Here is a 26,319-nt window from a genome sequence, read left to right as displayed (position 1 = left end):
GTTAGCGTAAAACAACGTCAAAGAGTTCTGGGCCGTACAAAGGCTCCACCTGAAAACGAATCGTTTTACCGATAAAGGATTCAAGTTCGGCAACATGATCCGATGCCTCATCCATCAAATAATGAACCACAGACGTTGCCGCAAGCACCAAATAGCTGTCGGTATCGTACGCCCGATGCTGACGTAGAATCTCCCTAAATATTTCATAACTGACTGTTTCAGGGGTCTTGACCGTTCCTCGACCTTGGCACATAGGACAGGGTTCACATAAAACCTGCTCTAAACTTTCGCGAGTTCGCTTGCGAGTCATCTCAACCAAACCCAATTCAGAAACTCCGGTTACTTTACACTTGGCATGGTCTTTTTCGAGCACACGGTCTAAGGTCCGTTGCACTTGACGTTGATGATCAACATCGGTCATATCAATGAAATCAATAATAATGATTCCACCTAAATTGCGCAGGCGTAACTGACGACCTATCGCGGTTGCCGCTTCTAAGTTCGTTTTAAAAATGGTTTCTTCTAAATTACGATGACCAACAAATGCACCCGTATTAATATCAACTGTCGTCATCGCTTCTGTTTGATCGAAAATCAAATACCCCCCCGACTTCAACTCAATTCGCCGCCCTAGGGCACGCTCCATCTCTTCCTCTACACTAAACATGTCAAAGAGTGGACGTTCACCTGGGTAGTATTCGAGCTTTTCGACGATTTCAGGTACAAGCGATTGTGCGAACTCAACGGATCGCTGATAGGTTTCCCGCGAATCAATGCGTATACGCTCAACACCGCTATGAGCCATATCGCGCAATGCACGCATATGCAATGGTAAATCTTCATAGACAACGGACGGAGCCGGCAGCTTTGCTATTTTCTCATTCAGACGCGACCAGAGCCTCAGCAAAAAATTTAAATCCGAACGCAACTCGGTTTCACTGACCCCTTCCGCAACCGTGCGCAGAATAAAGCCACTGTCCCCGCCTTTATAATCGGGGTTTTCAACACTGGATAGGTCCTCCATTATTTGGCGCAAACGCTCACGTTCCTCAGCGTCATCGATACGCTGTGATATGCCGATATGAGGATTACCAGGCATCAACACCAAATAACGCGAAGGGATGGATAAATGTGTGGTTAAACGCGCACCCTTCGTACCGATTGGATCTTTGGTCACCTGAACTAACAGAGTGTCCCCTTCTTTTATAACATCGGCAATTGAAATATTGTGGCGAACTCCCGGGGTTCCACTAGCAGCATCAATCACCTCATCTACAGGGATAAACGCCGCTCGCTCAAGCCCAATATCCACAAAAGCTGCCTGCATTCCTGGTAAGACACGCACTACTTTGCCTTTGTAAATATTGCCAACAATTCCACGACGACTGGCACGCTCCACATAAATTTCTTGTGGCATGCCATTTTCAATGACCGCCACACGTGTTTCCATGGGCGTAAAGTTGATGAGTATTTCTTCAGCCATTTAAGGCCTCCATCAGAGTGCTGTCTGCCATGTATGGAGATGATAACGTTTTAGCAAAGCAGCCGTTTCGAATAAGGGCAATCCAACAACAGCAGAATAACTGCCTCTGAGTTGGCGTACAAACACACCACCAAGCCCTTGTATACCATAAGCTCCCGCCTTATCAGCTGGCTCTCCTGTTCGCCAATAGGCTTGGCAAGTGTCATAACTTAATTCAGCAAACTCAACCTCGGTCACAACGGAACACACTTCACGCCCTTCGGGGTGCACCAATGCAATTGACGTGATCACCTCGTGTGTTTGTCCTGACAAGGCAAGCAGCATTTGCACAGCCTCTTCTTCATTAGCGGGTTTACCCAGTATAGTCCCATTCAAGGTCACTGTGGTGTCGGCCCCTAATACGGGCAATCGACCAGAAACCGCATTAAACACCTGCTCCGCTTTGGTCATTGCAAGACGTTGCGTATACAGCAAGGGGTGCTCATCAGACTCAGGGTCTTCACAAATATCTGCACTGATGACTTCGTGAGGTACCCCTAACTGAGCAAGTAACTGTGTTCGTCTAGGAGAAGCTGAGGCTAAGATCACAGTTGCTGTCGTCATAAAGGTTACTCTATTCTGAAGGTGCGTCGTACACCGTGTAAAATGACATAAACCCATGGCCAGAGAATGGCGCTGATCAATGATGGCAATAAAAAAATCAGCCCTGTTGCAGAAGTTCCGGTAATGCCCTGCATCCAGAAAAACAACAATTGATTAATACCCACTAACACCATGATCATCATCGATTGCTGCCATAAAGGAAACATACGAATACGCTTGTACAAAAGCAAGACCAAATAGGTAATGATCAACAATGACAAAGCATTTAGCCCCATCACACTGCCTCGAATAAGATCAAGCAGAACACCCATCATGAATGCGCTCCCCAACCCTACCCTGTGCGGTAACACCATCACCCAGTAAATTAAAACCAAGGCCACCCATTCAGGTCTTGCCCATATCATGATGCCCGGCAATGGAATTTGGCTAAGCACTAATCCCACTAAAAAAGTTGCAAAGATGATCAGCGAGCCTCCTTGAGACTGTTCACTCATCGACGGACTCCACAGGCTCTTCAGTGGTCACGGACTCAACTGGAGTTTGACGTTCTCGCGTAATACGATTTTCAGGTCCTGAATTCCGATAATCCACGAGCAGCAATTGTCGACTTCGATCCAAGCGTGCTGCTGGGGTGGCTTTAACAAGCGTAAAGGGACGTCCAGGATCGCGTATGACTTCACTCACGACGGCAACAGGATAGCCGCGCGGGAAACGACCACCCAAACCGGACGTCACCAGCATGTCGCCCTCCTGAATATCGGCCGTATCGGGCACATGACTGAGTTCGAGCTCACCTAATGCCCCCTTACCTAAGGCTATACTTCTGAAACCGTTGCGAACGACCTCAACAGGCACAGCGGTGCGTGCATCCGTGATCAACATGACTCGACTGGTGTAATGTGCCAAGGACAAGACTTGCCCCATGATTCCACCTGCATCTATGACGGGCTGTCCAATATACAAACCGTCTTCAAAACCTCGGTTCAAAATAATTTCATGCAGAAATGGGTCGGGATTGACGCCAATCAACTCAGCCGCCATCACATCGGCTTCAAGCCGCTCGGTGGCATTTAAGAGATCGCGTAGCTGACGATTTTCCTCTAAAAGAGCCGCCATTAATTGAGATTTACGATGAAGCTCAAGCGCTTCAGAACGAAGATGTTCATTGTCTCGAATCAATGTCGCCCGATCAACAAACAAATCGGACAGACGGTCAGCACCACGCGATGGCAGGTCAACCAACCACTGAAGAGGCGTAATCAGGAGCGACAAATACACCCGGCCTTCTTTCATTTTTGAACTGTTTAAATCAGCTACAATGATGCCTAGCGCAAGCACCAACAAAAAAATGAAAAGAGCAAGTGGGTTCTTGCCACGAAATATAGGGTTAATGAGTAACCTCCTGCTGCATCACAAGCGATTACTCACAATCACCATTACCATCAAACGCCCGTTAACCATGCGTTACTCGTGCGTCAATATCTCGAACGAGCGCTTGTCTAACATTTCCAAGGCGCGACCGCCCCCTCTGGCAACACAGGTCAATGGATCTTCAGCCAGGATAACCGGCAAGCCCGTTTCCTCGCTAATAAGACGATCAATGTTGCGCAGCAATGCGCCACCACCTGTTAAGACAATGCCGTGCTCTGCAATGTCTGAAGCCAATTCAGGCGGACAGCCTTCAAGTGCACTTTTAACAGCCTGTACTATCGCAGACAGTGGCTCTTGCAAGGCTTCAAGAATTTCGTTCGAGTTCAACGTAAAGCTTCTTGGAATGCCTTCCGCCAAATTACGCCCGCGCACATCAATTTCGAGCACTTCATTGGAAGGATACGCAACACCGACTTCCTGCTTAATGCGTTCAGCCGTTGCATCACCGATCAGACTACCGTAGTTACGGCGGACATAGGTAACAATGGACTCATCGAAACGATCACCTCCGATGCGAACCGATTCGGCATACACAATACCATTCAACGAAATAACCGCAATTTCGGTTGTACCACCGCCAATATCAACAACCATCGAGCCAGTTGCTTCATCAACAGGTAAACCTGCACCAATGGCAGCGGCCATTGGCTCTTCGATCAAATACACTTCGCGTGCACCTGCTCCAATCGCAGACTCACGAATCGCGCGACGCTCCACTTGGGTTGACTTACACGGTACACACACTAAAACACGTGGACTTGGCGTCATAAAACTATTGTCATGCACCTTACTGATAAAATACTGCAACATTTTTTCGGTGACATGAAAATCAGCAATCACTCCGTCCTTCATCGGCCGGATTGCTGTAATGTTGCCGGGTGTACGACCCAGCATTCTTTTTGCCTCTGTACCAACAGCGGCGACGGATTTTTGGTTACCGATGGTGCGAATCGCAACCACCGAGGGTTCATTAAGCACTATATCCCGGTCCCGTACATAAATCAGCGTGTTCGCTGTGCCGAGATCGATAGACAAATCGCTTGAGAAGAGTCCTCTGATTTTTTTGAACATGAAAGTGGATACCCTGAGATTTGCCAGTTTGGCAGATATTCCTGAAAGCATGTAACTCTAACAATGGCAGGGATTTTGAGCAAGGAACAAATGTGTTAAGTTATGCAACAATGATGTTTTTTTCAAGTTAACAGTGAGAAATGGCCCTATGTCCTTGGACAAATCTGATATAGAACGCATTGCCCACCTTGCGCGTCTCGATATTTCTGAGCAAGAAGTTCCTGAATATGCCACAAGTATCAGCAGCATTTTGAGTTTAATTGACCAAATGCAAGCCACTGACACCGACGGCGTACTGCCATTGGCACACCCGCTTGACGCTGTTCAGCGCCTACGTAAAGATGACGTCACCGAATCCAATCAACGTGAGCGCCTTCAACAGAATGCACCTGCCATCGAAGATGGCTTATTTTTAGTACCGCGCGTCATTGAATAATCATCTTTGCTCTGACAGGAATCATGCAACATGTTTAATTTAACACTCACCGAGCTAGCAACCCGCTTAGCACAGGGTGATTTCAGCAGTGTAGAGCTGACTCAAGCCTATTTAGATCGTATTCAGGCACTCGATAGCCAATACAATTCATTTATTACCCTCGCAGCTGACTCTGCACTCGAGCAAGCTAAGCAGGCCGATGAATTGCGTAAAAAAGGCCAAGTTGGCTTGCTATCTGGACTACCCATTGCGCATAAGGATCTTTTCTGTACGGCCGGACTGAAAACCAGCTGTGGTTCGAAAATGCTCGACAACTTTATCTCTCCGTATAATGCGACCTTGGTTGAGCGCTTAAATCAAGCGGGCGCTGTCACGTTGGGCAAGACCAATATGGATGAGTTCGCCATGGGCTCCTCTAACGAGTCCAGCTATTACGGCCCTGTTCGCAACCCGTGGGACACAGACCGCGTACCCGGCGGCTCCTCCGGTGGCTCAGCGGCGGCCGTTGCAGCGCGTTTAGTGCCTGCCTGCACAGGATCTGATACCGGCGGCTCAATTCGCCAACCGGCCGCTCTATGTGGCATCACAGGGCTGAAACCCACCTATGGTCGTATCTCTCGTTACGGCATGGTCGCCTATGCATCTTCCTTTGATCAAGCAGGCCCGATGACGCGCTCCGCTGAAGATGCGGCACTCATGCTTCAGGTGATGGCGGGTCTTGACCCATTGGACTCAACCTCTGCCGACCAACCTGTACCGGATTATCGCGCTCACTTAAACGACAGCCTCGCCGGACTGAAAATCGGCCTGCCTAAAGAGTATTTTGCAGAGGGTCTTGATCCTGGCATCGCGCAACAAGTCCAAGCAGCCATTCAAGAGTTCGAGCGCATGGGAGCACAGGTCAAAGAAGTCAGCTTACCGAATACAGAGCTGTGCATTCCTGCCTATTACATTCTGGCACCAGCTGAAGCTTCATCGAACCTTTCCCGCTTTGATGGTGTTCGTTACGGCTATCGCTGTGAATCTCCGGTTGATCTTGAAGACCTTTACAAGCGCAGCCGCGGAGAAGGCTTTGGTAGTGAAGTTAAACGTCGAATCATGGTGGGCACTTATGCACTTTCAGAAGGCTTTTACGATGCTTACTATCGTAAAGCGCAACAAATTCGACGCATGATTCAACAAGACTTTTTAACGGTGCTCAAGGATGTGGATGTCATCATGGCTCCCACCACCCCACAGCCTGCCTTTAAGCTCGGTGAAAAAAACAGCGACCCGGTTGCCATGTACATGGAAGATATTTACACCCTATCTTTAAACCTTGCAGGCCTTCCGGGCATGTCCATCCCCTGTGGCCAATCACAAGGGCTTCCGGTTGGGCTGCAAATCATTGGGTCGTATTTTTCAGAAGCCAAGCTTCTCAATATTGCGCATCAGTTCCAACTGGCGACTGACTGGCACCAACAATCTCCTGCCGGTCTTTAAGAGGTAAGTAACACATGGAATGGGAAACCGTAATTGGGTTAGAGATTCACGCTCAACTCTCAACTCGCACTAAGATTTTTTCCGGTGCCAGCACCGCTTTCGGTGCAGAGCCCAACACTCAGGCCTGCGCCATCGATTTGGCTCTGCCTGGCACCTTACCGGTCGTTAACGAAAATGCGTTACGCATGGCGGTTATGTTCGGCCTGGCCGTGAATGCTGAGATTGGAAAGCGTTCCGTCTTTGACCGTAAAAACTATTTTTACCCTGATTTACCCAAAGGCTATCAGACCACTCAACTAGCCGAACCCATCGTCGGTGCAGGCTATATTGATATTACCTTAGACGACGGTGAAACACGCCGAGTGCGTATCCATCACGCTCACCTTGAAGAGGATGCGGGAAAATCACTGCATGAAGATTTTCACGGCATGAGCGGTATTGATTTAAATCGTGCGGGCACACCGCTGATTGAAATTGTCTCCGAACCGGACATGCGCAGTGCAAAAGAAGCCTCAGCCTATGCGCGCAAAATTCATGCAATCATCACAACACTGGGCATCTGCGATGGCAACATGGCCGAAGGCTCAATGCGTTGCGACTGCAACGTATCCGTCCGTCCCAAAGGGTCGCCTACTCTCGGCACTCGCACCGAACTGAAGAACATTAACTCATTCCGCTTTATTGAGCGCGCCATTGAAACAGAAGTCGCGCGTCAAATTGACTTGATCGAAGATGGCGGGCGCGTTATCCAAGAAACGCGCCTGTACGATCCCGACAAAAATGAAACGCGCAGTATGCGCTCCAAAGAAGAAGCCAACGATTACCGCTACTTCCCTTGCCCTGACCTGCTGCCTGTCATCATTGACGACAGCTATATTGCCGACATTCAGAAAAGCCTGCCAGAGTTGCCTGACGCACGCAAACAGCGTTTTATCGATGAATACCAACTCTCGGAATATGATGCAGGGGTTTTGTCGGCCTATCGTCCTCAAGCCGATTACTTTGAGTCCGTTGCCAAGCACACTCAGGACGCAAAACTATCCGCTAACTGGATCACGGGAGAGCTAGCTAAACACCTGAATCAACACGATATTGATATCACCGCATGCCCTGTCAGCACCGAGCAGTTGAGCGGTCTTCTCTTGCGCATTCAAGATGAAACCCTAACAGGTAAAATCGCTAAAACAGTTTTTGAAGTGATGTGGAATGATGGCGGCAGTGCCGATGAAATCATTGAAGCCAAAGGCCTAAAACAGGTGACGGATAGCGCTGCGATTGAGGCCATTGTTGACCAAGTAATTGCCAGCTGCACAGCGCAGGTTGAGCAATACATCGCTGCAGAACCCGACAAGCGTGGCAAAATGCTCGGATTCTTCATGGGACAAGTCATGAAACTGTCTCAAGGAAAAGCGAACCCTGGACAAGTTCAAGGGTTAATGAAGCAAAAGCTGGATGCGCTGACCTAGCCACCTGTTGACCTGAGCCAATCGACATCTCCAATGTCGTTTTGTGCTCGGGTCAACACGCTTGTGTCACAACCAAAAAAATACCGGAGCAAGCTCCGGTATTTTTTTACAGGATAGGCATTAGTAATCGACCATATCCACAGGTTTTGGAGTGGTTGCCGTGCTCACTGGCAAAATCGGGTACACCACCTCAGGAATATCGCCTGTTAGTGTCCGCAAGAACGCAGTGATTTTCTGCACCTGCTCATCGTTCAGTTCGGTCCCTAGCTGAGACGTTCCCATAACCGCAACCGCTTCTTCCAAGTCCCAAACAGCCCCAGAATGGAAATACGGCGCAGTTAACTCAATGTTGCGCAAAGGTGCAGCACGGAACACGTATTCATCCGATGCAGTATTGGTGACCTCTACACGACCTCTGTCCCCTGGAGGAAGAATATCCGCTCCTGGACGTGTCACAAGCCCAAATGGGAAGTATTGCTGACCACCAAAGTTAACCCCTGCATGACAGGCTGCACAGCCTTTATCCATGAACAGGGCCAATCCTTCTTTCTCGTCACTGGTCAACGCATCATCTGCACCCCCCAGATACTGATCGAAACGCGCATTAGGCGTAATCAACGTTGCCTCAAACGCTTCGATGGCCACCGCCATATTATCAAACGTAACCGGATCAGCCTCACCTGGGAAAGACGCTTTAAAACGCTCAATGTACTCAGGCATACTGTTTAAGGTTGCCACAACACGCGCTGGCGTACTGCTCATTTCAACACCCGCCTGCACAGGCCCCTTTGCCTGCTCAGCTAAGTCAGCGGCACGACCGTCCCAAAACTGGGCTGCGTTGAACACAGCATTAAAGACGGTTGGTGCATTACGCGGCCCTTTTTGCCAGCCATGACCAATCGATACAGGTAGATAGTCGTGACCGCCCATGCCCACGTTGTGACAGGTGTTGCAGCTAATTAAGTGACTGGAAGATAGGCGTGGTTCGAAGAACAACATTTTGCCCAATTCTACTTTTTCGGGCGTTAGTACATTGCCTTCAATTTCAGGCGCCTCGGTGGGAACTGCAGAAAAAAGCGCATTCGCTCTTACTCTGAGTTCATCTGCAATAACGGCTGAAGACGATACCATCGCTAAACCAATGGCAATGCACAGCCCACTCATTTTTCTTTTCATACTGCCCCCTTGGATACCCTTATCAGGTTTATACTCAGGGACAGTTTAGCAAAGAGCTCCGGCTTTACAATCAAACAAACTTAATTAGATCGACCTAAAATTGACATAGATCAAACTTTAATCCAGTTTGATTGAACGTTTTAAACTAAGGCCATCATCGAATCAACCACAGCATCTGCATGCGCGTCGTAAATGGATTCGCCATGGTTGTACCCATAGGAGACACACACAACTGGGCAACCTGCCGCCCTTGCAGCCAAGACGTCATTACTGGAATCACCCACCATTAAGCTCTGCGCCAAATCAACGCCAAAATGCTGAATCACATGCAGCAATTGATCTGGATGCGGCTTTTTCAAGGGCAGTGTATCGCCCGATACGATTAACGAAAAGTGCGATTTAAGATTCATTGCGTCGAGTAATGGCAGCGTAAAGGCTTCGGGCTTATTAGTCACCAATGCCAGCATCACCCCCTGTTGCTCTAGATACTCTATGAATGCTTGCACATCTGGAAAGAGTCGAGCTTGACGACCATTGGCTTGACTATAGGCAGCTAAAAATAGCTCATAGGCCACTGAGAATAACTCTGGATCCTGTGACGCGCTCGACAACCCAAGCGCCTCTTGAACCAAGTGGTGCGCACCTTTTCCAACCCAGCGTCCAACCTGCTCGATCCCTGCAGGGGGACGCCCTAATGCAGGCAGCATTTGATCAATGGCATGTGCCAAATCAGGCAAACTGTCGACCAAGGTTCCATCCAAGTCGAACATCACTAACCTTGGCAAACCACTCTCAAAATGATCGGACAGCCGATACTGTTCTTGCCTCATTTGATCGACGCCAAAATAGATCGCATTTCATTAATCGTTTTTTGGTAATCCGGTGTATTAAAAATTGCAGACCCAGCCACAAAAGTGTCGGCCCCTGCTTTGGCTACCTCACCAATGTTTTTTAACCCAACACCGCCATCAACCTCTAAGCGAATATCAAAACCACTGGCATCGATACGCGCTTTCGCTTCTTTCAGCTTATCAAGTGTAGAAGGAATGAACGTTTGGCCACCAAAGCCAGGGTTCACCGACATCAGCAATATAACATCGACTTTATCCATCACATAATCGAGGTAGTGCAGCGGCGTTGCAGGATTAAACACCAATCCAGACTTACAACCGCCGTCACGAATCATTTGCAGAGATCGGTCTATGTGCTCTGATGCTTCTGGGTGGAAGGTAATCCAGCTCGCCCCCGCATCAATAAAATCACCAATCATACGGTCGACGGGTTTAACCATTAAATGCACGTCAATCGGAGCTTTTATGCCATAGTTACGAAGCGCTTTGCACACCATAGGGCCAATCGTTAGGTTGGGCACATAATGGTTATCCATTACATCAAAGTGAACCACATCCGCACCTGCCGCCAATACGCGTTCAACATCGTCCCCCAAACGCGCAAAGTCAGCAGAAAGAATAGACGGAGCAATCAAGTAATCAGCCATAGTCATCCGAGTCGTCAAGAATTGAATTTTGCGCTATTGTACCCAATTAGCCAATGCAGAACAGCCGTTATTCTGCAATCGATGACAGGAATACCATGATTCAAACCTCGTTCAGCTTGCGCTTGGGGCTCTACAGCCTCCTACTCGTTTTCAGCTTTGGAAGCATTGCACAAGGCTTAGATGAACCGGGCCTAGGTGTCCCTTCCCTAACACCTGAAGAGCGTCTGTTAATTGAGTTGCCAGCCGATTCTGAGTTACGAATATTAGACGTCAGCGAAGACCGTTTTCGGGTCTTAATTCAACATGCGAACCAAAGCACTCCCGAAGGCGCTTTAATGCTGCTAGCCGATCCTGAGGCAGGGCCAAGCTGGCTTGAGCAAACCCACTCTCTTAGAACCTATATGGCGGAGTTTGGCTGGTTCACTCTGGCACTAGACCTCCCAGCTCGGCAGCACCTCATTGTCGATACCGATGCGGAGTCCCGTTACGTCAATCAAATCACTGAAAGAATCCGTGCCGCTAAAATCGAAATTGACCGAGAAAACATTGAGACACTGGTTGTGATTGCATTGGGTAGAAGCGCAGGCTGGGCAACCGATTTTTTGCGTCAACAACCGGACATGGCGCATTTAATTATGATCGATCCCCAACCCCATCACCCTAATCAATGGTCAGCACTGATTGAGGGCATGAGTGCCTTAACCGAAAAAGCCGTGATTGATATCTATCCTGCTCGATTGCAGCGTTTACCGGATATACGCATTCGCGCCAACCAAGCCAAGCGCTCGGATCTCGTGCGCTATCACAGCCAACCGATGAAAGGCGAGTATGCAGGATGGAAACTAGACATGCCTTGGCTGAACCGACAAGTACGTGGCGCTATTAAAACCTTCATCACCCAAGCGGATGCAAGTATTGAAGCCAAACGAGCGATGCAAGAGCCTCCCCGAGAGCAACTCCCTCCGGGAAGGCGTTAGAAATACCTCGGCTTAACGCATGCCACGCGCAGCCTTCACTCGATCATATGCGCTTTGGATTTCTTGGGTTTTTTCTTTTGCTAACTCAAGCATTTCTTCCGGCAATCCTTTAGCCACAAGCTTGTCGGGATGATGCTGGCTCATCAATTTACGCCATGCTTTTTTAATCTCAGCATCGGTTGCAGACGCGGGCACACCTAGCACGCCATACGCATCCTCAAGTAGCTGTTCATCATTAAAGCCCGGCTGTTGTTGCCATTCGTGACTGTGCTTCGCAAAGTTCTGAGCAGCACGAATACGCTGCACCACGGCTTGCATTTCAAGCGACGTAAACTGCAACAGATGGCAGATTTCCTCTATGACTTTTAGCTCAGCCGACGACATATCACCGTCAGCCATGGCGGTTTGCAATTGCATTTCCAAAAACATGAGCTTAACAGACAAGCGCCCGCGCAAAATCAACGCCAAGGGTTTCAAGACCTTGGCCATGTCAAAGTCGGGTTGTTTGCCTTCATTAAAGTAGTCAATGGCTCTTCGCTTGGCTTGCTCGTTCAATTGCATACGCGCCATCACCACTCGCGCAAACTCAATTTCAGACTCCGTAACACGTCCATCCGCTTTAGCGATTTTTCCCATCACGGCAAAAGTTGCTCGAAAGAACAATTGCTGGGGTGCGATGGATTTTACTTTCTTGAGCAGACGCTCTACGAAATAACCGACAGCGCCACCAAACACCAAGCCAAAAAAACCACCTGTAACAAGTCCAATTAGCCCCCCAATCACTAAGCCCGTTTTGTGCTTAATGAAACTCTCTCCTGTTTGCCTTCCCCAGTGTTCAGCACTCATTCTCGATTCTCATGTATTAATTGCGCTTCTAATGCCGCCAAACGCTCAGGCGTCCCCACATCCGACCAAATGCCTTGATGGAAAACCCCCTTCAGACGCCCTTGAGAAATTGCTCGACGCAACAAGGGTGCGAGCGCAAACGCTCCTGCTTCACAGCCAGAAAACAGTTTTGGACTTAAAATACTAATGCCCGAAAACGTCAGAGGCTGCCCATCTGACTCACTTAAATACCCCGTATCACCTAAACGAAAGTCTCCCGTTGGATGCCAATCCGGGTTTTCAATCATCACCAAGCACCCTAAGTCTTTTTCATCTAACGGGACCTTAAGCAAAACAGACAAATCTACATCACTGTACACATCAGCATTCATGACCAGAAAAAAGGGCTCCCCTTCCTGCGTCAACCAAGGCAATACTTTAAAAATACCCCCTCCGGTTTCCAGCGGTTCATCCTCTTTGGAAAAACTGATCTGAACGCCGTCAGTATCCATTTGCGTCAAATGATCGACAATCTGCTGCCCAAGCCAAGCATGATTCACCATTATATGCCGAATACCGACAGCCTTTAACTGGCGTAAGGGGTACTCAATTAATGGCTTACCCAACAAAGGCACTAAGGGCTTGGGTATCGTTAAGGTGAGCGGACGCATTCGCGTACCCAAACCCGCTGCTAAAATCATTGCCTTCATAGGGTTTGCCACCAGTGGTCTAAAGACTGCCCTTGAAAACGAGGGTGAGACGATAACGCAGGTATCACGACCTTTGCCAACTCATCTGCAAAGTTCGAGAACTCAGGATACCGTCGCGCAGTTCGATACAAATTACTCAACGTGAGCGGAATATCACCTAAATAACCGTCCTTACCATCTCGAAGTGATAACCGCGCAAAAATACCACACACTTTCAACTGACGCTGCATGCCCATCCAGTCAAAGCACTGCCGCCACGCCTGAGCATCCATGCTGAGATGATCAGGCAAATAAACCTGTCGATAGGTCTCCAACCACTCATAGACCTGTTCATCTGGCCAGCTGATATAGCTATCCCGAAACAAAGACACAAGGTCATAGGTAATTGCACCTTTCACCGCATCTTGAAAATCTATCACGCCAATATTACCGCAGGGTAAAATCATCAGGTTTCGGGAATGATAATCCCGATGCACAATCACCTGTGGCTGTGCCAAGGCTGACGCCACTAAATGCGCTTTAACCTCTGCTAAGGTTGCATGCACATCATCCGAGATGTCTAGACCTAACCAACGTGATAAAAACCACTCGTCAAACAAACCCATTTCTGTCTGAAGCTTTGCCGCATCATACAGGGGTAAGTTATCCCCTGGCATCGCTTGGATACTGGCCAGCGTTCGTGCGGCCTTCGCATAGAGTTCATTCTCTTTTCCATCCACCAACCCGGAATACAGCAGAGTATCGCCGAAATCTTCGAGTAACAAAAAACCCAATTCAAGGCTTTTCGCTAAAATTTCGGGTACTTTAATGCCAGATTCATGCCATTTTTCTGCAATTTCAACAAAAGGCCGGCTGTCCTCTAAATTTGGCGGAGCATCCATCACAATCCAGTTTTGTTGCCGACCCAATAGACGATAATAGCGTCTAAAACTGGCATCTCCTGACACAGGCACTAAGCTCATATTCGGATGAATGTCTAAATTTAACTCGGTGGCTGTCTGGATTACCCAAGAATTCAGCCGTTGTTGACGATCTCCCATGCCTGCTCCTCTAGCACTTGATAGGACGAATGCTTTATTATTCAGTCTTTAATAGTACTAGACTCGGGGGCGGCACGAAATGGCCTGCCCGATCCGCAACTGGATGGCGACCTGATGCCCTTTACTAAATCATCGACTTTTCGACTCTCCGTAGCTGTCGCTGCGGTATTATCCTCCTATGCCATGGCCCAAACGAGCCATGCAAGTTGGGACTGTAAAGCCAACGCTAAAGGTGAGTGGGAGTGTGCTTCAGGCGTTGCGCCTGCAGCCAATGCAACAAGTAACACTCAGTCAACGGCTCGCTCAATATCGCAGCCAACAACTGAGAGGCGCTTATCTGTGTCTGAAGTAAAGCCAGACAAAGCTCCGTCTGACTCAAAGCCTTTAAACACTGCGTCACAAATACCACAGGTTCGACAAGCACCGCAAACACAAGAAACACCAGCGCCTTTGCAAACAACAACTGCAGAGCAAGCAACCAGCCCACCTGATGCTAGCCTCAACAGTGCTACACCCAGAGAGCGCCCAATGAACACGGAAGCGGGCGTGAGCACGCTGCCCGATTTTTTAGCATCCGACGCACCCTACGCGCATTTAGACTGGTATCCGTATACCGATGGCGAAACGCGTTTATGTTCAGGACGCTATATTGAGCCTGAAGAGTTAATGGCCGCTATCGCTGAAAATAGACCACTGAGCGAACTGCCCATTTACGCAGGTGCTAGTAGCTCGTCCGCCGATCTCCAATCTGGATTCACCCGTTTGACTGGCGGCGTTAACATTCGCCAAGGTGGGCGTGAGTTCAATAGTGATTATGGCGAACTCAACCAAGCCGAGCGCACCGCGTCCTTGAAAGGCAAAGTCCAGTTCCGTCAACCCGGACTGCTGATGATTGCGGAACGTGCTGACATCGATTTTGATCAGGGCGTTTCTGGATTCAGTCAATCTCAATACGTGATGCATCAAGAGCATCTTCGCGGTTCAGCCGAGCAGATCACGCATTATTTAAATGACCGAATCACGCTTGAAAAAGGCATGGTCACTTACTGTGAACCCGGCAACAATGACTGGGCCATTCACTCTGGCAGTATTGAGCTATACCCAGAAGAGGGATATGGCGTTGCCCGTCATGCGACCTTACAAGTCGCTGGCATTCCTGTGATTTACATGCCATGGTTTCGCTTTCCAATTGATGATCGACGCCAGTCAGGCTTTTTATACCCCAGCTTGTCAATCTCTAAAGGTGACGGCACTGACATCAGCGTTCCCTATTACTTCAACCTAGCACCCAACCTGGATGACACGCTCACTGTGCGTTTTATCGAGAATCGAGGACTGCTGCTAGAGAACGAACTACGCTATCTCAACTCTTGGTCCAACAATGAACTCAGCACGGCATTTTTGGCAAATGACGATCGAGCCAATAATGAAAACCGTTGGCTGCTTGGCGTTAAGCATCAAGGGCAAATTACACCTGAGGTTACGTCTAGCGTTGATTTCAGCCGGGTGAGTGATAATGATTATTTTGCGGACTTGGGCACGAGCCTTGAAGTTGAGCGCAAAGAACACTTAGACCAAAAAGCAGAAATCCGATACCAAGCCGACACATGGCAGCTGCTAGGGCGCTTTCACGATTACCAAACGATCAATGACAACATAGCGTCACCTTACAAACGTGTTCCGCAGGTGCTCTTAACGGGCCAAGAAGCCTTAAATAAACGCTTAGATTTTAATTACACGGCTGAATACGTCCGTTTTCGTCGGGATCGTCGTGATTTCTTTGACCAAGCCATTTTTAGCGCTCCTGAAGATGCGTTGAGAAAAACAACTGCAGACCGTGTTCACATACGGCCATCACTGTCTTACAAATACTACCGCCCATGGGGCTATGTGCATCCAAAGCTAAGTTTGTGGCACAGCCAGTATTCATTTAACTTTGAAACAGCGCCCAATTTCGATCTGCCGACCTCCACGACAGCAGGCATCGCCAGCCTGGATTCTGGGCTCTACTTCGATCGCGACATTCACTTTCGTAACTCATCCTACTCGCAATCCTTTGAGCCGCGTCTGATGCTATTGCATGTAGATAAAAACAAGTCGCAACCATCACCGGCGCAGTTCCGTTACTTTGACTCGTCGGCACTTGATTTCAGCTACTACAACCTTTTCGACCCATACGGATGGAGCGGTAATGATCGCGTGTCGGCCACACAACAAGCGACGCTAGGTGCATCCTCTGCCATTTACAACGACAAAGGTGTTGAACAACTGCGCGTTGCCGTTGCCCAATCTCATTACCTAAAAGATCGTGATAGCATGGATCTCAGACCCGGCGATATCTCAGGGCAAGAGACTAGCTCCAATCTGGCATTTATGGCGCAATGGAATGTTACTCCAACCCTTCGCCTCAGCCACGATTCAGAGATTGATCGAAATGACTATTCATTCGAAGAACATAATTATCGCGCAATTTGGATCCCCAATAATGAAAACATGATCTATTTGAGTTACCGTGACCGCGTCAACTCAAACAATGCGAATGAACCTATTCGTCAATCGGATGTTGCATTCAGGCATCAGATTAACTAAATGGGGTGTTGTTGGACGTTGGCAGCATGATATTGAAAACAGCAAGAAACTCGATACGTTACTGGGTGTCGAATATGGAACCTGCTGTTGGAAAATGCGTTTAACAGGAAGAGAGTGGCTGGCATCCTCTAACGTTCGAGGCGCAACGGCCAGTTATGACCGAGGCGTGTTCGTTGAGTTCGTCCTACGTGGACTGGGCTCCTTTGGCGGTGATGGCGGTCGTGGCCTGATCGAAGAAATAACCGGATTTAAAGAGAAAGACCATGATAATTTCTAAGAAAACCCTCTACAAGGCTGTTTCAACAGTCCTATTAGCAGGCACTGTTAGCTTTCAGGCTCAAGCACAACACCTTGATCGCATCATCGCAATCGTCAATGAGGATATCATTCTTGAAAGCGAGCTGAACCAACGCGAACGCCTATTTACAGAACAAATACAATCTCGTGGTGTTCAAGTCCCAGATCAATCGGTACTGCGCCAACAAGTGACCGAACGACTAATACTGGACAGCATTCAGCTACAACTGGCTGAAATTCAGGGCATTCGAGTATCGGACCGTCAGTTGAATGAAGCATTAGAGAACATCGCGGCTCAAAACAACATGTCCTTAACCGAGTTCAGTGCTGCACTGGAGGCTGAAGGGGAGAACTTTGCGAATGTTCGCGAACAAATTCGTCGTGAAATTCTCATCTCACAGGTTCAACAAACGAATGTTAACCGCCGAATCCAAGTTTCAGAACAAGAGGTTCGCAACTTTATCAATTCGGAAATGGCCGATGGACACGATCAAGCAGAGTTTATGCTGAGCAATATTTTAATTGCCCTGCCCTCTCAAGCCACGCCGGATATGATTCAAGCGGCCGAAGCGAAAGCCGAATCGGTCTATAACCAACTCTTAGCAGGCGCAGAGTTTGCTGATTTAGCCGTATCTGTTTCCAATGCCCCGAATGCATTAAGCGGTGGTGAGTTGGGTTGGCGTAAACAGAGTGAGCTTCCTGAATCACTGGCGGCCTCTTTGGCAGGCATATCACCCGGTCAATTTACGCGCCCTATTCGCACCTCAGGTGGCTTTCACATCTTGCGCGTAAATGACCAACGCGGCGGAGAGGTCACGCTCGTTGAACAAACACAAGTCAGTCATATCTTGATCGCACCCAATGAAATCCGCACGCCCGAACAAGCGCGTATACTGGTCCATGACTTACGTCATCGCATTCGCGAAGGACAGCCTTTTGGAGACTTAGCACGTCGATACAGTGATGATCCCGGTAGCGGCTCACAAGGCGGTGATTTAGGGTGGGCACAGGATGGACAAATGGTACCTGAGTTTGAGCACGTTATGAAAACGACACCTGTCGGTCAAACATCAGATCCCTTTGAATCCCGCTTTGGCTGGCACATATTGCACGTTAAAGACCGTCGCACACAAGACATGAGTGCTGAAATGATGGAGAACTTTGCCCGCATCACCATTCGTCAACGCAAATTCAATGAAGAACTCGACAACTGGTTACGTGAACTGCGCTCTGAGGCCTATGTTGAACTCAAACAACCTAGTCGGGGATAAGTAAAGATGAGCGTCTGTCGACTGGCAATCACAGCTGGAGAGCCTGCTGGTATAGGCCCAGACCTGTGTATCATGATCGCACAACAAGGGTCTGACCATCAGCTCATTGTGATCGGTGATCCTGATATGCTGCAGGCTCGTGCCCAGCAACTCAAGTTGCCGCTGGCTATTCGCCTGTTTGATGCTGAATCATCTCCTCAACCAACACCTGCGGGCGTGCTATACTGCGACCCCATCGCGTTAGCTGCTCCGTGCACTCCAGGCCAGCTCAACACAGCCAACGCTGAGTATGTTCTGCAAACGCTCCGACATGCTGCACAAGGTTGTCAAACTCATCTATTTGACGCCATGATTACGGCGCCTGTTCACAAAGCCGTGATCAATGAGGCGGGTATTCCATTCAGTGGACACACAGAGTTTTTGGAAGCTTTAACAGGTGCCTCTAAGGTGGTCATGATGCTAGCCACCGAAGACTTAAGGGTTGCACTTGCCACCACACACCTTCCACTGAAGGACGTGGCGGACGCCATTACACCGGAGTTACTGACCGACATTATTAATGTACTGGTTTCGGACTTAAAAACCTATTTCGGACTTCCAAATCCCCGTGTTCTTGTTTGTGGACTCAACCCACATGCAGGTGAATCCGGGCATTTAGGCGATGAAGAAATTCGCGTAATCACCCCAGTCCTTGACACCTTTCGTGCCAAAGGTATTCAACTGATTGGTCCGCTGCCTGCAGACACGCTATTTACACATCATCATCTAGCAGAAGCGGACGCCGTGTTGGCGATGTACCATGATCAGGGCTTACCTGTTCTTAAGTACAAAGGCTTCGGTAAAGCCGTTAACATAACACTTGGACTCCCCATTATTCGCACATCGGTTGACCACGGAACAGCTCTAGACCTTGCTGGAAAGGGTACAGCCGACCCGGGCAGCTTATTTACTGCCTTACATTATGCTGCGTTAATGGCTTCTTCACGTCGGCTAGACGACTAACAGGATTTAAACACGACATGAGTAAACATGACGCGGGCCATAAAGCTCGCAAACGCTTTGGACAAAACTTCCTTCAGGATGAATCCATCATCCGTCGGATTATTCGCGCCATTAACCCAAAGCCTGAACAACATATGGTTGAAATAGGGCCCGGACTCGGTGCCTTAACAGAAGAAATACTAGACCTGACTGGGGCTTTGGACGCCATCGAACTTGATCGAGATTTAGTCCCTATTTTGAGAACCAAGTTTTTTAACTATGGTGATCAATTTACGGTGCACGAAGCAGACGCCATGCGCTTTGACTTCCAGCAACTGATCCAAGACGACCGTCCACTGCGCATCATTGGTAACTTGCCGTACAACATCTCAACCCAGTTGATTTTTCATTTACTGAGCCACAGCCATATTATCGAAGACATGCACTTTATGTTGCAAAAAGAGGTGGTTCTTCGCTTAGCGGCAGGCCCTGGCGAAAACAATTATGGGCGCTTAGGCATCATGGCGCAGTACTACTGCAAGGTTGAAAATTTATTTTTAGTACCTCCTGGTGCCTTCCACCCAGCGCCTAAAGTTGACTCAGCCATTGTTCGACTGGTGCCGTACAAAACGCTCCCCTACCCAGCGAAGGACCATAAACTTTTTCAGCAAGTAGTGCGAACCGCATTTGGGCAGCGTCGTAAAACGTTACGCAACAACCTTAAAGAACTGATTGATAGCGATGCGCTTGAACGCATTGGAATAGATCCCAACCTACGTCCAGAACGCCTATCGCTGGCTGATTTCGTTAAAATCAGCGATTACCTTGCCGATCTAAAAGGATAATAACCGTACAATGAATACTCGTGAACTTAGCAATAACGTCGACATCCAGGTCCGAACCGCCTATTTGGAAGAGCAATCTGATCCAGATGCGCATCGCTTTGTGTTTTCTTACCACATTACCATTCGTAACAATAACAGCGTTGCGGTTAAGCTCCTCAGCCGTAAATGGCTCATTACCGATGGCAATGAAAATGTCCAAGAGGTACAAGGAGAAGGGGTTGTTGGCGAACAACCCGTCATCGCACCGGGTTCAAGTTACAGCTACACCAGTGGCACGGTGCTATCAACTGAGGTTGGCAGCATGCAAGGGTACTACAATATGACGGCTGGAGAGCTTAGCTTCCGTGCCCCAATTCAGGCTTTCACACTGGCACAACCAAACGCACTCCACTAACCTGACAATAGAACCCTCGTCTGTTGTTTGCTTACCATTAAGGAAGGGCCATGGATTTTGCATCACTCATCGGTATCATTCTTGGTTTTGCTCTGATACTTGGCGCTATCGCAATCGGAGGCAGCTCAGACGTCTTCATTAACGTACCTGGCATGATGATTGTTGCAGGTGGGACCATCGCCGCAACCTTTCTAACCGTTCAGTTCCGCGATGTTCTCAACGCGTTCAAAGCGGCGTGGATTGTGTTCACACGAGACCGCACCAACGCACAAGAGATGATTGACACCATGCTGGAGCTAAGCCGAATCAGCCACCGCCACGGTTTGCTAAAGCTCGGTGACATTGAAACCAACTCCCATGTTTTGCGACGAGCGGCAAATTTACTTGCAGAAGCCGCATCGGAGCAAGTCATCCGCAACACTCTGCAAAATGAAATTGACTCACTCATCTCACGTCACCACACGGTGCAAGATGTGTTTAAAAAAATGGCCATGTACGCGCCGTCCTTCGGTATGCTGGGAACCCTAATCGGCCTTATTCAAATGTTAAGCGCGCTCAAAGACCCCGAAACCATTGGCCCAGCAATGGCCATTGCTCTCTTAACAACCTTTTATGGCTCACTCCTCTCCACGGTTATCTTTTTACCCATAGCAGGTAAATTACGCGCTCGTACACTTGTCGAAGTCACAAACCTGGAAATTATTCGCGAAGGCTGTATCAGCATATTAACTAACGACCACTATGCACATGTGTATGAACAGCTATCCTCTTATTTACCTGAAGACTCACGCAAACCCTTGCGCTTAGGTAAGACTCAAGATGATGCGAACGGCAAAAAGACATGAAAGCGTCCCGAAAACAACAGTTGCTTGAGGAGAATGATGGGCCGGGCTGGATCACTACGTTTGCTGATCTCATGACTCTCCTTCTCGTTTTTTTCGTTTTACTCTTCTCCATTTCCAGTATTGAAATGGAGTCTTTTGAAGAAACCGCTCGTTCAATCAGCTTGGCACTCTCACGTGAAGGTTCGTCTAATAGTCTAATTGAGCTAGAGGTATCCGCCCCCGATACCAGTCAAATTCCAGAAATCGATCACCCTATTATTAATCGCTCCTCCGAGGATTCCTTCTTAGCCGATCAAATGCGTTTTCAACAAGCATTGCTTGAAGCAGCGAATGCTGAGCTCAGCGAAATTGCAACGGATTTAAACGCAGCACTCAATCGTTCAGACATGGGCAGCTGGGTTGAAATCGGTACACCTAAAGACGGAAAGCTCAACCTGCGGGTCAATGGAGCGATTATGTTTGAAACAGGATCAGCGAACATTAGACGTTCCATGATGCCAGTGCTAGACTCCGTATTAGAAATAGCGTTAATGAATCCTGGATTTAAACTGGAAATCCAAGGTCATACTGATAACACACCCATAAATACAGAACAATTTCCATCCAATTGGGAGCTTTCAGCCGTAAGAGCTACAACGGTATTGCGTTTTTTAGTGGAGGGTGGGCTTGCGCCTATTCGAGTGACAGCTACTGGCTATGGCGACACTTTGCCGCTGGTCCCAAATGACTCGGAGATCAACCAAGCCATGAACCGACGCATAGAATTTGTGCTGGAAAAAATAGAGTTGCCAAAATTATGAAGCCTCAGATTTCATTACCTGATAACAAGGATGATGAACGACGTGCCTATCGGATGGTACCCGTACAACAAGACCCTATCGCCTTGTACGTCGATCAACATAAAGTTGAGTTACAAGACCTTTCGACAAAAGGCGTTGCCTTCACGACTGCACGACCTCTTCAGGGCGGCCAGCACATGGCAAAATTCAGCTTTTTGCTGGAGGGCAAGGACATCACACTTCACTGCCGCATTAATATCGTGCACAAAAGTGAAACACGTTACGCTGGAAAACTCGTTGACCTAGACGTTAAAGATGAAAAGCACTTGTCCCAGTTCATTCTCCAGTGCCAAAAAGATGCCATTTTAAGGCAAAAACGTGCTATCAATTAATATTAATGAAATAAATTCGAATATACGCTTGACACCTTGCCCTTCTATCTATAATATTTGCTCCACGTTGATGCGGGGTGGAGCAGTCTGGTAGCTCGTCGGGCTCATAACCCGAAGGTCATAGGTTCAAATCCTGTCCCCGCTACCAAATTTTAGAAGGCAGATCAGTTACTTACTGATCTGCCTTTTTTCGTCTTAGTCTCTTAACAATCTGATGTGACAAAATGTGACAGATTGTGTGACACGCATTTCAAATCAACTCTTCGACTTTTGAATTGTTTGCTCAATTGCCATAGTTTAATAGGCTTTCGGATCGATATGGTCGGATAAAACTTATTTGTGTTTGTATTGTCTTGAGCAGTAAGCGCGTTGAACCTCAGGGCTTCGCAGCTGCAGATGTTTGGTTTTGCGACCAGAAACACGTGATCGCCAGAGATTAAAGCTACTTCGTTTGAGGTTTGTTCTCATTAAATGAATCACTTGTGATTCTGTTAGCCCGAATTGCTGATCAATGGCTTCGAAGGGTGTGCGATCTTCCCAAGCCATTTCGATGATTCTGGAAAGCTCGTTAGACGATACCAACATATAAACCCTTACCTAAGATTAAATTTAATACTACGCTTTAGGCGATAGATTGGATTAAATGAGAAGGGGTGAGCCTTCATGATGCCGAAAATGCATTTGCTGAATGCCAATTTAAAGTCGGCATGAATCGCATTGAAGGGGTAGCAGAGCGAAATGACCTCGTCAGAAGCTGTATGACCATGCAAGACTATCGCTGGGAAAGATATCGAAACTAAACGGCTGCAACCAAGCGCTTGCAACGAAAAAGCCTAGCCATTTAAAGCTCTCGAAATGAGAAGCTTAAACGTCTTTGAACATTTCAAAACCTCACGATAGCGACACAAGAAACAGCCAAACCGAGAAAGATCCAAACAACCTGTTTTCTCATGGCTGTTTCTATTAATTCGACTTCGATAATACCCGACGTTCTATAGGTTCTCACTACCCCCTGCTATCTCATATTCGCGCTTCCTGACGATCCGCAACAGCAGCTAGCTTCTGTTTCAATTCTTCTTGAATTTCAGCTTCGATTTTTTCACGCTCTTCCGGTGGCAAGGCTGCCAATTGCTCTTCTGTTAACCCCTTAGACTGTAAATATGCAAAACGGATACGCTCAGCTGGAGTCATACCTAACAATGCCAATAGCTGATCTCGAACCGCCTCACGCTGCTTTTGCGAGGTCGCTTCATCCTCCACCCGCGTCGACTCATCTAATGCCTGTGACGTAGTGGTTTGCGCGTGCGGTGATGGCTGAGAGGACTGTTGCATCATCTGCTCAAGCAGATCACCAAAACCACTGGATCCATTTAATGCACTTACCCGTGAGCTTGCGTCTGGATGTCCGATTCGGATGTTGTTTACCTGTGTCTGATCAATTTTCATCTGTCATTCTCCTTTCCAAACAGTGATCTGCTTAACAAAAGAATTAAAAGCAAAACTCAGACCAATAAATAAACGCTACACAAAAACAAAGGCTTGTCCTATGATAAAAAATAATGCGGGGCCAACAATTGCCAACCTTAACTGGTAACGGCAGGTGTTTGCCGCCCCCTGCTCCCCCCATTTCACTCATCAGAGAGCCAATTATGTCATCCAAAGTTTATTGTACCGCTCAATTTCTTCCCAAACCTGGAAAAGAGGCTGAACTCTTCAAAGTTTTACAATCTCTGGAACCCAACACCCTCAGGGAAGATGGTTGCATTCAATACATTGTCACGAAACACATCCAAAGCCCATTTGCAGAAGGCACAAGCTTTCCCATCGTTTTCCATGAAATCTGGCAAGACATGCAAAGCTTCGAAACCCACTGCCAACGCGATGAGATCAGCGGTTTTTTTGAGCGCTATTGTTTAGCTGAAGATGGATTAGCGGCCGATTGGAATGTCTGTGTGTATTCGGATGAAGGTTGAGAGGAAGCTAATATAGACTGTTCTGGATAAAAGCTTGCGGTGTGCAGCATAGTCGCTGCGCCTGTATACCATCAGCAAGGTCATTGGATAGCCCTTGGGGGCCTTCCCCCTGCATAGATTCTACACAGCACCTAGATTATAAAATTCACTAGTGTGGTGTCTATGCCCATTGCTATCACTGACTCATACTTTGAGCTTCTTCTATCGCCCTTGTGCGTTTTTTAACTTGCAGAAATCAATTTAGATGCGCCGTGCCTACGGGGAACAGTCGCTTAGTATTCGGGGGCTAAAATGGAAGGTCGGTTAATCCCCGTGCCTACGGGGAACAGCATACCCATTGTCTGTCGCACTTATAACGAAACGGTTAATCCCCGTGCCTACGGGGAACAGGGAGATCCGGTTTCACTAACAGATGAACAGATTGGTTAATCCCCGTGCCTACGGGGAACAGTAGCATTGCCAGATATGTCTCAAGACGTAATGCGGTTAATCCCCGTGCCTACGGGGAACAGGAGGCGCTTCAGGTTCATGAGTTGCACGTCCTCGGTTAATCCCCGTGCCTACGGGGAACAGCATGAGTTGCCAGAGCCGGTTCTGGATGATGACGGTTAATCCCCGTGCCTACGGGGAACAGTAGTGAAAAAGCACCGATTTATCAGGTGTTTTCGGTTAATCCCCGTGCCTACGGGGAACAGTCAATCAAGAAGAGCTGGAAATATCGGCTCATCGGTTAATCCCCGTGCCTACGGGGAACAGCAATCTATACCGACACGGGACAAAGCCAGTAACGGTTAATCCCCGTGCCTACGGGGAACAGCACACGATAACCCGTTTGATGACAAAGACCCGCGGTTAATCCCCGTGCCTACGGGGAACAGGATCATCCAATTACTAAGCCGTTAATTAACGACGGTTAATCCCCGTGCCTACGGGGAACAGATTTAACAAAGCCCCTAGAATTGCGTCTATGGCGGTTAATCCCCGTGCCTACGGGGAACAGCCGCGAGAAATGCTCGTCGCAGTAATGGACGCCGGTTAATCCCCGTGCCTACGGGGAACAGTCTAGCAACAGCACCCGCAACCGCCGCAGTAACGGTTAATCCCCGTGCCTACGGGGAACAGTCCCAGACGGCTACAAACTCGAAGATTTAGAACGGTTAATCCCCGTGCCTACGGGGAACAGGAACGTGACGAATTAACTGAAGAAAATGAAAACGGTTAATCCCCGTGCCTACGGGGAACAGCTGGCCTGATGCAGGCTGATCACATCCAGTGTCGGTTAATCCCCGTGCCTACGGGGAACAGACAAGATACCTATTAAGAAAGAGACTAAAGATCGGTTAATCCCCGTGCCTACGGGGAACAGTCACGTCCTGCTAGTGATGCAGCTGCAGAGAACGGTTAATCCCCGTGCCTACGGGGAACAGGCTTGCTTCCACCAGTTGACGTATTCAGATGACGGTTAATCCCCGTGCCTACGGGGAACAGACCTCACAAACGGTATTATTTGTAATAAAAGCCGGTTAATCCCCGTGCCTACGGGGAACAGACTATGCCCGTGAACTAACATTAAAAGATATACGGTTAATCCCCGTGCCTACGGGGAACAGCGTTCTGCCGCTGACATTGCACCACTTGATAACGGTTAATCCCCGTGCCTACGGGGAACAGTAATCCATGAAGTATTCTTCATCCGACTGGTACGGTTAATCCCCGTGCCTACGGGGAACAGGAGTGCACTAGACCGAGCATGTT

At 48.4% G+C, this 26,319-nt stretch carries 28 protein-coding genes, 1 tRNA gene and 1 CRISPR repeat array (1 of these 30 running past the window's edge); of the genes, 16 read left to right on the top strand and 13 right to left on the bottom strand.

Going from position 1 to position 26,319, the window contains the following annotated elements; translation table 11 throughout:
* Position 1: 1 nt before the first annotated feature.
* From rng to D791_RS00225, 5 genes are all read right to left on the bottom strand, one after another.
* Entirely contained in the window at positions 2-1,483 is a 1,482-nt protein-coding gene (gene rng / locus D791_RS00245) for a ribonuclease G (protein WP_036506333.1), read from the bottom strand.
* A gap of 12 nt (positions 1,484-1,495) precedes the next feature.
* Positions 1,496-2,086: a Maf family protein gene (locus tag D791_RS00240; protein ID WP_036506330.1), complete on the bottom strand. Its 591-nt coding sequence runs from the start codon at positions 2,084-2,086 to the stop codon at positions 1,496-1,498.
* Between the two features lie 5 nt (positions 2,087-2,091).
* Entirely contained in the window at positions 2,092-2,580 is a 489-nt protein-coding gene (gene mreD, locus D791_RS00235; RefSeq protein WP_036506327.1) for a rod shape-determining protein MreD, read from the bottom strand.
* Positions 2,573-3,430, bottom strand: a complete 858-nt coding sequence (mreC, locus tag D791_RS00230; RefSeq protein WP_272944805.1) for a rod shape-determining protein MreC — start codon at positions 3,428-3,430, stop codon at positions 2,573-2,575. The genes mreD and mreC overlap by 8 nt, the downstream gene beginning before the upstream one ends.
* A gap of 120 nt (positions 3,431-3,550) precedes the next feature.
* Complete coding sequence (locus D791_RS00225) at positions 3,551-4,588, bottom strand: rod shape-determining protein (protein WP_036506322.1); 1,038 nt, start codon at positions 4,586-4,588, stop codon at positions 3,551-3,553.
* A gap of 148 nt (positions 4,589-4,736) precedes the next feature.
* On the opposite strand from D791_RS00225, the gene gatC reads away from it, so the two are divergent.
* Genes gatC through gatB form a run of 3 tightly spaced genes read left to right on the top strand, consistent with a single transcriptional unit; the run spans position 4,737 to position 7,972 of the window.
* Positions 4,737-5,024 carry an Asp-tRNA(Asn)/Glu-tRNA(Gln) amidotransferase subunit GatC gene (gatC, locus tag D791_RS00220; RefSeq protein ID WP_036506319.1) on the top strand — a complete coding sequence of 96 codons (288 nt, stop codon included), beginning with the start codon at positions 4,737-4,739 and terminating at the stop codon, positions 5,022-5,024.
* 30 nt (positions 5,025-5,054) lie between these two features.
* Entirely contained in the window at positions 5,055-6,506 is a 1,452-nt protein-coding gene (gatA, locus tag D791_RS00215) for an Asp-tRNA(Asn)/Glu-tRNA(Gln) amidotransferase subunit GatA (protein ID WP_036506317.1), read from the top strand.
* A gap of 14 nt (positions 6,507-6,520) precedes the next feature.
* Positions 6,521-7,972, top strand: a complete 1,452-nt coding sequence (gatB, locus tag D791_RS00210) for an Asp-tRNA(Asn)/Glu-tRNA(Gln) amidotransferase subunit GatB (RefSeq protein WP_036506315.1) — start codon at positions 6,521-6,523, stop codon at positions 7,970-7,972.
* Between the two features lie 120 nt (positions 7,973-8,092).
* Here gatB and D791_RS00205 read toward each other — a convergent pair whose 3' ends face one another.
* The 3 genes from D791_RS00205 to rpe form a co-directional block, all read right to left on the bottom strand.
* Complete coding sequence (locus D791_RS00205) at positions 8,093-9,148, bottom strand: cytochrome-c peroxidase (protein WP_036506313.1); 1,056 nt, start codon at positions 9,146-9,148, stop codon at positions 8,093-8,095.
* A 140-nt stretch (positions 9,149-9,288) separates the two neighbouring features.
* Entirely contained in the window at positions 9,289-9,978 is a 690-nt protein-coding gene (locus tag D791_RS00200; RefSeq protein WP_051513782.1) for a phosphoglycolate phosphatase, read from the bottom strand.
* A complete protein-coding gene (gene rpe, locus D791_RS00195) occupies positions 9,975-10,646 on the bottom strand; it encodes a ribulose-phosphate 3-epimerase (protein WP_036506310.1) in 672 nt (223 codons plus the stop codon). The genes D791_RS00200 and rpe overlap by 4 nt, the downstream gene beginning before the upstream one ends.
* Positions 10,647-10,741: 95 nt before the next feature.
* Here rpe and D791_RS00190 point away from each other — a divergent pair, with 95 nt between their 5' ends.
* Complete coding sequence (locus D791_RS00190; RefSeq protein ID WP_036506307.1) at positions 10,742-11,623, top strand: DUF3530 family protein; 882 nt, start codon at positions 10,742-10,744, stop codon at positions 11,621-11,623.
* Between the two features lie 12 nt (positions 11,624-11,635).
* Here D791_RS00190 and djlA read toward each other — a convergent pair whose 3' ends face one another.
* Genes djlA through D791_RS00175 form a run of 3 tightly spaced genes read right to left on the bottom strand, consistent with a single transcriptional unit; the run spans position 11,636 to position 14,198 of the window.
* Positions 11,636-12,469: a co-chaperone DjlA gene (gene djlA, locus D791_RS00185; RefSeq protein ID WP_036506304.1), complete on the bottom strand. Its 834-nt coding sequence runs from the start codon at positions 12,467-12,469 to the stop codon at positions 11,636-11,638.
* Positions 12,466-13,158 (bottom strand): N-acetylmuramate alpha-1-phosphate uridylyltransferase MurU, encoded by a 693-nt coding sequence (murU, locus tag D791_RS00180; protein WP_036506301.1) that lies wholly within the window; start codon positions 13,156-13,158, stop codon positions 12,466-12,468. Before murU ends, djlA begins: the two co-directional genes overlap by 4 nt.
* A complete protein-coding gene (locus D791_RS00175) occupies positions 13,155-14,198 on the bottom strand; it encodes an aminoglycoside phosphotransferase family protein (protein WP_036506299.1) in 1,044 nt (347 codons plus the stop codon). Before D791_RS00175 ends, murU begins: the two co-directional genes overlap by 4 nt.
* 114 nt (positions 14,199-14,312) lie before the next feature.
* On the opposite strand from D791_RS00175, the gene D791_RS00170 reads away from it, so the two are divergent.
* The 10 genes from D791_RS00170 (at position 14,313) to D791_RS00125 (ending at position 22,739) form a co-directional block, all read left to right on the top strand.
* Complete coding sequence (locus D791_RS00170; protein WP_036506296.1) at positions 14,313-16,787, top strand: LPS-assembly protein LptD; 2,475 nt, start codon at positions 14,313-14,315, stop codon at positions 16,785-16,787.
* Positions 16,759-17,064, top strand: coding sequence for a hypothetical protein (locus D791_RS00165; protein ID WP_036506293.1), 306 nt, complete (start codon positions 16,759-16,761; stop codon positions 17,062-17,064). The genes D791_RS00170 and D791_RS00165 overlap by 29 nt, the downstream gene beginning before the upstream one ends.
* Positions 17,051-18,355, top strand: a complete 1,305-nt coding sequence (locus D791_RS00160; protein ID WP_036506290.1) for a peptidylprolyl isomerase — start codon at positions 17,051-17,053, stop codon at positions 18,353-18,355. Before D791_RS00165 ends, D791_RS00160 begins: the two co-directional genes overlap by 14 nt.
* 6 nt (positions 18,356-18,361) lie before the next feature.
* The gene (gene pdxA / locus D791_RS00155) at positions 18,362-19,357 is read left to right on the top strand and encodes a 4-hydroxythreonine-4-phosphate dehydrogenase PdxA (protein ID WP_036506288.1); all 996 of its coding nucleotides are present in this window, start codon (positions 18,362-18,364) and stop codon (positions 19,355-19,357) included.
* Between the two features lie 17 nt (positions 19,358-19,374).
* Positions 19,375-20,181, top strand: a complete 807-nt coding sequence (rsmA, locus tag D791_RS00150) for a 16S rRNA (adenine(1518)-N(6)/adenine(1519)-N(6))-dimethyltransferase RsmA (protein ID WP_036506286.1) — start codon at positions 19,375-19,377, stop codon at positions 20,179-20,181.
* A gap of 10 nt (positions 20,182-20,191) precedes the next feature.
* Positions 20,192-20,575 (top strand): Co2+/Mg2+ efflux protein ApaG, encoded by a 384-nt coding sequence (gene apaG / locus D791_RS00145; protein WP_036506283.1) that lies wholly within the window; start codon positions 20,192-20,194, stop codon positions 20,573-20,575.
* Between the two features lie 50 nt (positions 20,576-20,625).
* Positions 20,626-21,420 (top strand): motility protein A, encoded by a 795-nt coding sequence (locus D791_RS00140; protein WP_036506282.1) that lies wholly within the window; start codon positions 20,626-20,628, stop codon positions 21,418-21,420.
* Positions 21,417-22,220: an OmpA/MotB family protein gene (locus D791_RS00135; RefSeq protein WP_036506279.1), complete on the top strand. Its 804-nt coding sequence runs from the start codon at positions 21,417-21,419 to the stop codon at positions 22,218-22,220. Before D791_RS00140 ends, D791_RS00135 begins: the two co-directional genes overlap by 4 nt.
* Positions 22,217-22,591 carry a PilZ domain-containing protein gene (locus tag D791_RS00130; protein WP_036506277.1) on the top strand — a complete coding sequence of 125 codons (375 nt, stop codon included), beginning with the start codon at positions 22,217-22,219 and terminating at the stop codon, positions 22,589-22,591. Before D791_RS00135 ends, D791_RS00130 begins: the two co-directional genes overlap by 4 nt.
* A gap of 71 nt (positions 22,592-22,662) precedes the next feature.
* A tRNA-Met gene (locus tag D791_RS00125) sits at positions 22,663-22,739 on the top strand.
* Between the two features lie 185 nt (positions 22,740-22,924).
* Here the strand turns inward: D791_RS00125 and D791_RS00120 are convergent.
* A complete protein-coding gene (locus D791_RS00120) occupies positions 22,925-23,176 on the bottom strand; it encodes a TIGR03643 family protein (RefSeq protein ID WP_036506276.1) in 252 nt (83 codons plus the stop codon).
* 68 nt (positions 23,177-23,244) lie between these two features.
* On the opposite strand from D791_RS00120, the gene D791_RS19950 reads away from it, so the two are divergent.
* Positions 23,245-23,391: a hypothetical protein gene (locus D791_RS19950; protein ID WP_157682182.1), complete on the top strand. Its 147-nt coding sequence runs from the start codon at positions 23,245-23,247 to the stop codon at positions 23,389-23,391.
* Positions 23,392-23,611: 220 nt separating this feature from the next.
* Here D791_RS19950 and D791_RS00115 read toward each other — a convergent pair whose 3' ends face one another.
* On the bottom strand, positions 23,612-24,037 hold the full coding sequence (locus tag D791_RS00115) for a hypothetical protein (protein ID WP_036506275.1): 426 nt from the start codon (positions 24,035-24,037) through the stop codon (positions 23,612-23,614).
* A gap of 203 nt (positions 24,038-24,240) precedes the next feature.
* On the opposite strand from D791_RS00115, the gene D791_RS00110 reads away from it, so the two are divergent.
* Positions 24,241-24,564, top strand: coding sequence for a putative quinol monooxygenase (locus D791_RS00110; protein WP_036507204.1), 324 nt, complete (start codon positions 24,241-24,243; stop codon positions 24,562-24,564).
* Positions 24,565-24,864: 300 nt separating this feature from the next.
* Positions 24,865-26,319: direct repeats of the CRISPR family, unit length 29 nt; unit sequence CGGTTAATCCCCGTGCCTACGGGGAACAG (it continues 2,720 nt past the right edge of the window).

Source organism: Nitrincola nitratireducens (genome assembly GCF_000585235.1).
GTDB lineage: Bacteria > Pseudomonadota > Gammaproteobacteria > Pseudomonadales > Balneatricaceae > Nitrincola > Nitrincola alkalisediminis.
The sequence above is the reverse complement of the archived record's forward strand: the minus strand, read 5'-3'. Positions and strand labels throughout refer to the sequence as shown.

What these genes read in the sequence shown, in the direction of transcription:
- rsmA (WP_036506286.1), top strand. Translation starts at nt 19,375, where the DNA reads ATGAGTAAACATGACGCGGGCCATAAAGCTCGCAAACGCTTTGGACAA.
- D791_RS00170 (WP_036506296.1), top strand. Translation starts at nt 14,313, where the DNA reads ATGCCCTTTACTAAATCATCGACTTTTCGACTCTCCGTAGCTGTCGCT.
- D791_RS00115 (WP_036506275.1), bottom strand. Translation starts at nt 24,037, where the DNA reads ATGAAAATTGATCAGACACAGGTAAACAACATCCGAATCGGACATCCA.
- gatC (WP_036506319.1), top strand. Translation starts at nt 4,737, where the DNA reads ATGTCCTTGGACAAATCTGATATAGAACGCATTGCCCACCTTGCGCGT.
- rng (WP_036506333.1), bottom strand. Translation starts at nt 1,483, where the DNA reads ATGGCTGAAGAAATACTCATCAACTTTACGCCCATGGAAACACGTGTG.
- apaG (WP_036506283.1), top strand. Translation starts at nt 20,192, where the DNA reads ATGAATACTCGTGAACTTAGCAATAACGTCGACATCCAGGTCCGAACC.
- D791_RS00135 (WP_036506279.1), top strand. Translation starts at nt 21,417, where the DNA reads ATGAAAGCGTCCCGAAAACAACAGTTGCTTGAGGAGAATGATGGGCCG.
- D791_RS00205 (WP_036506313.1), bottom strand. Translation starts at nt 9,148, where the DNA reads ATGAAAAGAAAAATGAGTGGGCTGTGCATTGCCATTGGTTTAGCGATG.
- pdxA (WP_036506288.1), top strand. Translation starts at nt 18,362, where the DNA reads ATGAGCGTCTGTCGACTGGCAATCACAGCTGGAGAGCCTGCTGGTATA.
- djlA (WP_036506304.1), bottom strand. Translation starts at nt 12,469, where the DNA reads ATGAGTGCTGAACACTGGGGAAGGCAAACAGGAGAGAGTTTCATTAAG.
- D791_RS00160 (WP_036506290.1), top strand. Translation starts at nt 17,051, where the DNA reads ATGATAATTTCTAAGAAAACCCTCTACAAGGCTGTTTCAACAGTCCTA.
- D791_RS00165 (WP_036506293.1), top strand. Translation starts at nt 16,759, where the DNA reads ATGTTGCATTCAGGCATCAGATTAACTAAATGGGGTGTTGTTGGACGT.
- mreD (WP_036506327.1), bottom strand. Translation starts at nt 2,580, where the DNA reads ATGAGTGAACAGTCTCAAGGAGGCTCGCTGATCATCTTTGCAACTTTT.
- rpe (WP_036506310.1), bottom strand. Translation starts at nt 10,646, where the DNA reads ATGGCTGATTACTTGATTGCTCCGTCTATTCTTTCTGCTGACTTTGCG.
- D791_RS00140 (WP_036506282.1), top strand. Translation starts at nt 20,626, where the DNA reads ATGGATTTTGCATCACTCATCGGTATCATTCTTGGTTTTGCTCTGATA.
- D791_RS00240 (WP_036506330.1), bottom strand. Translation starts at nt 2,086, where the DNA reads ATGACGACAGCAACTGTGATCTTAGCCTCAGCTTCTCCTAGACGAACA.
- D791_RS00200 (WP_051513782.1), bottom strand. Translation starts at nt 9,978, where the DNA reads ATGAGGCAAGAACAGTATCGGCTGTCCGATCATTTTGAGAGTGGTTTG.
- D791_RS00110 (WP_036507204.1), top strand. Translation starts at nt 24,241, where the DNA reads ATGTCATCCAAAGTTTATTGTACCGCTCAATTTCTTCCCAAACCTGGA.
- D791_RS00190 (WP_036506307.1), top strand. Translation starts at nt 10,742, where the DNA reads ATGATTCAAACCTCGTTCAGCTTGCGCTTGGGGCTCTACAGCCTCCTA.
- D791_RS00175 (WP_036506299.1), bottom strand. Translation starts at nt 14,198, where the DNA reads ATGGGAGATCGTCAACAACGGCTGAATTCTTGGGTAATCCAGACAGCC.
- D791_RS00225 (WP_036506322.1), bottom strand. Translation starts at nt 4,588, where the DNA reads ATGTTCAAAAAAATCAGAGGACTCTTCTCAAGCGATTTGTCTATCGAT.
- gatA (WP_036506317.1), top strand. Translation starts at nt 5,055, where the DNA reads ATGTTTAATTTAACACTCACCGAGCTAGCAACCCGCTTAGCACAGGGT.
- D791_RS00120 (WP_036506276.1), bottom strand. Translation starts at nt 23,176, where the DNA reads ATGTTGGTATCGTCTAACGAGCTTTCCAGAATCATCGAAATGGCTTGG.
- murU (WP_036506301.1), bottom strand. Translation starts at nt 13,158, where the DNA reads ATGAAGGCAATGATTTTAGCAGCGGGTTTGGGTACGCGAATGCGTCCG.
- gatB (WP_036506315.1), top strand. Translation starts at nt 6,521, where the DNA reads ATGGAATGGGAAACCGTAATTGGGTTAGAGATTCACGCTCAACTCTCA.
- D791_RS00130 (WP_036506277.1), top strand. Translation starts at nt 22,217, where the DNA reads ATGAAGCCTCAGATTTCATTACCTGATAACAAGGATGATGAACGACGT.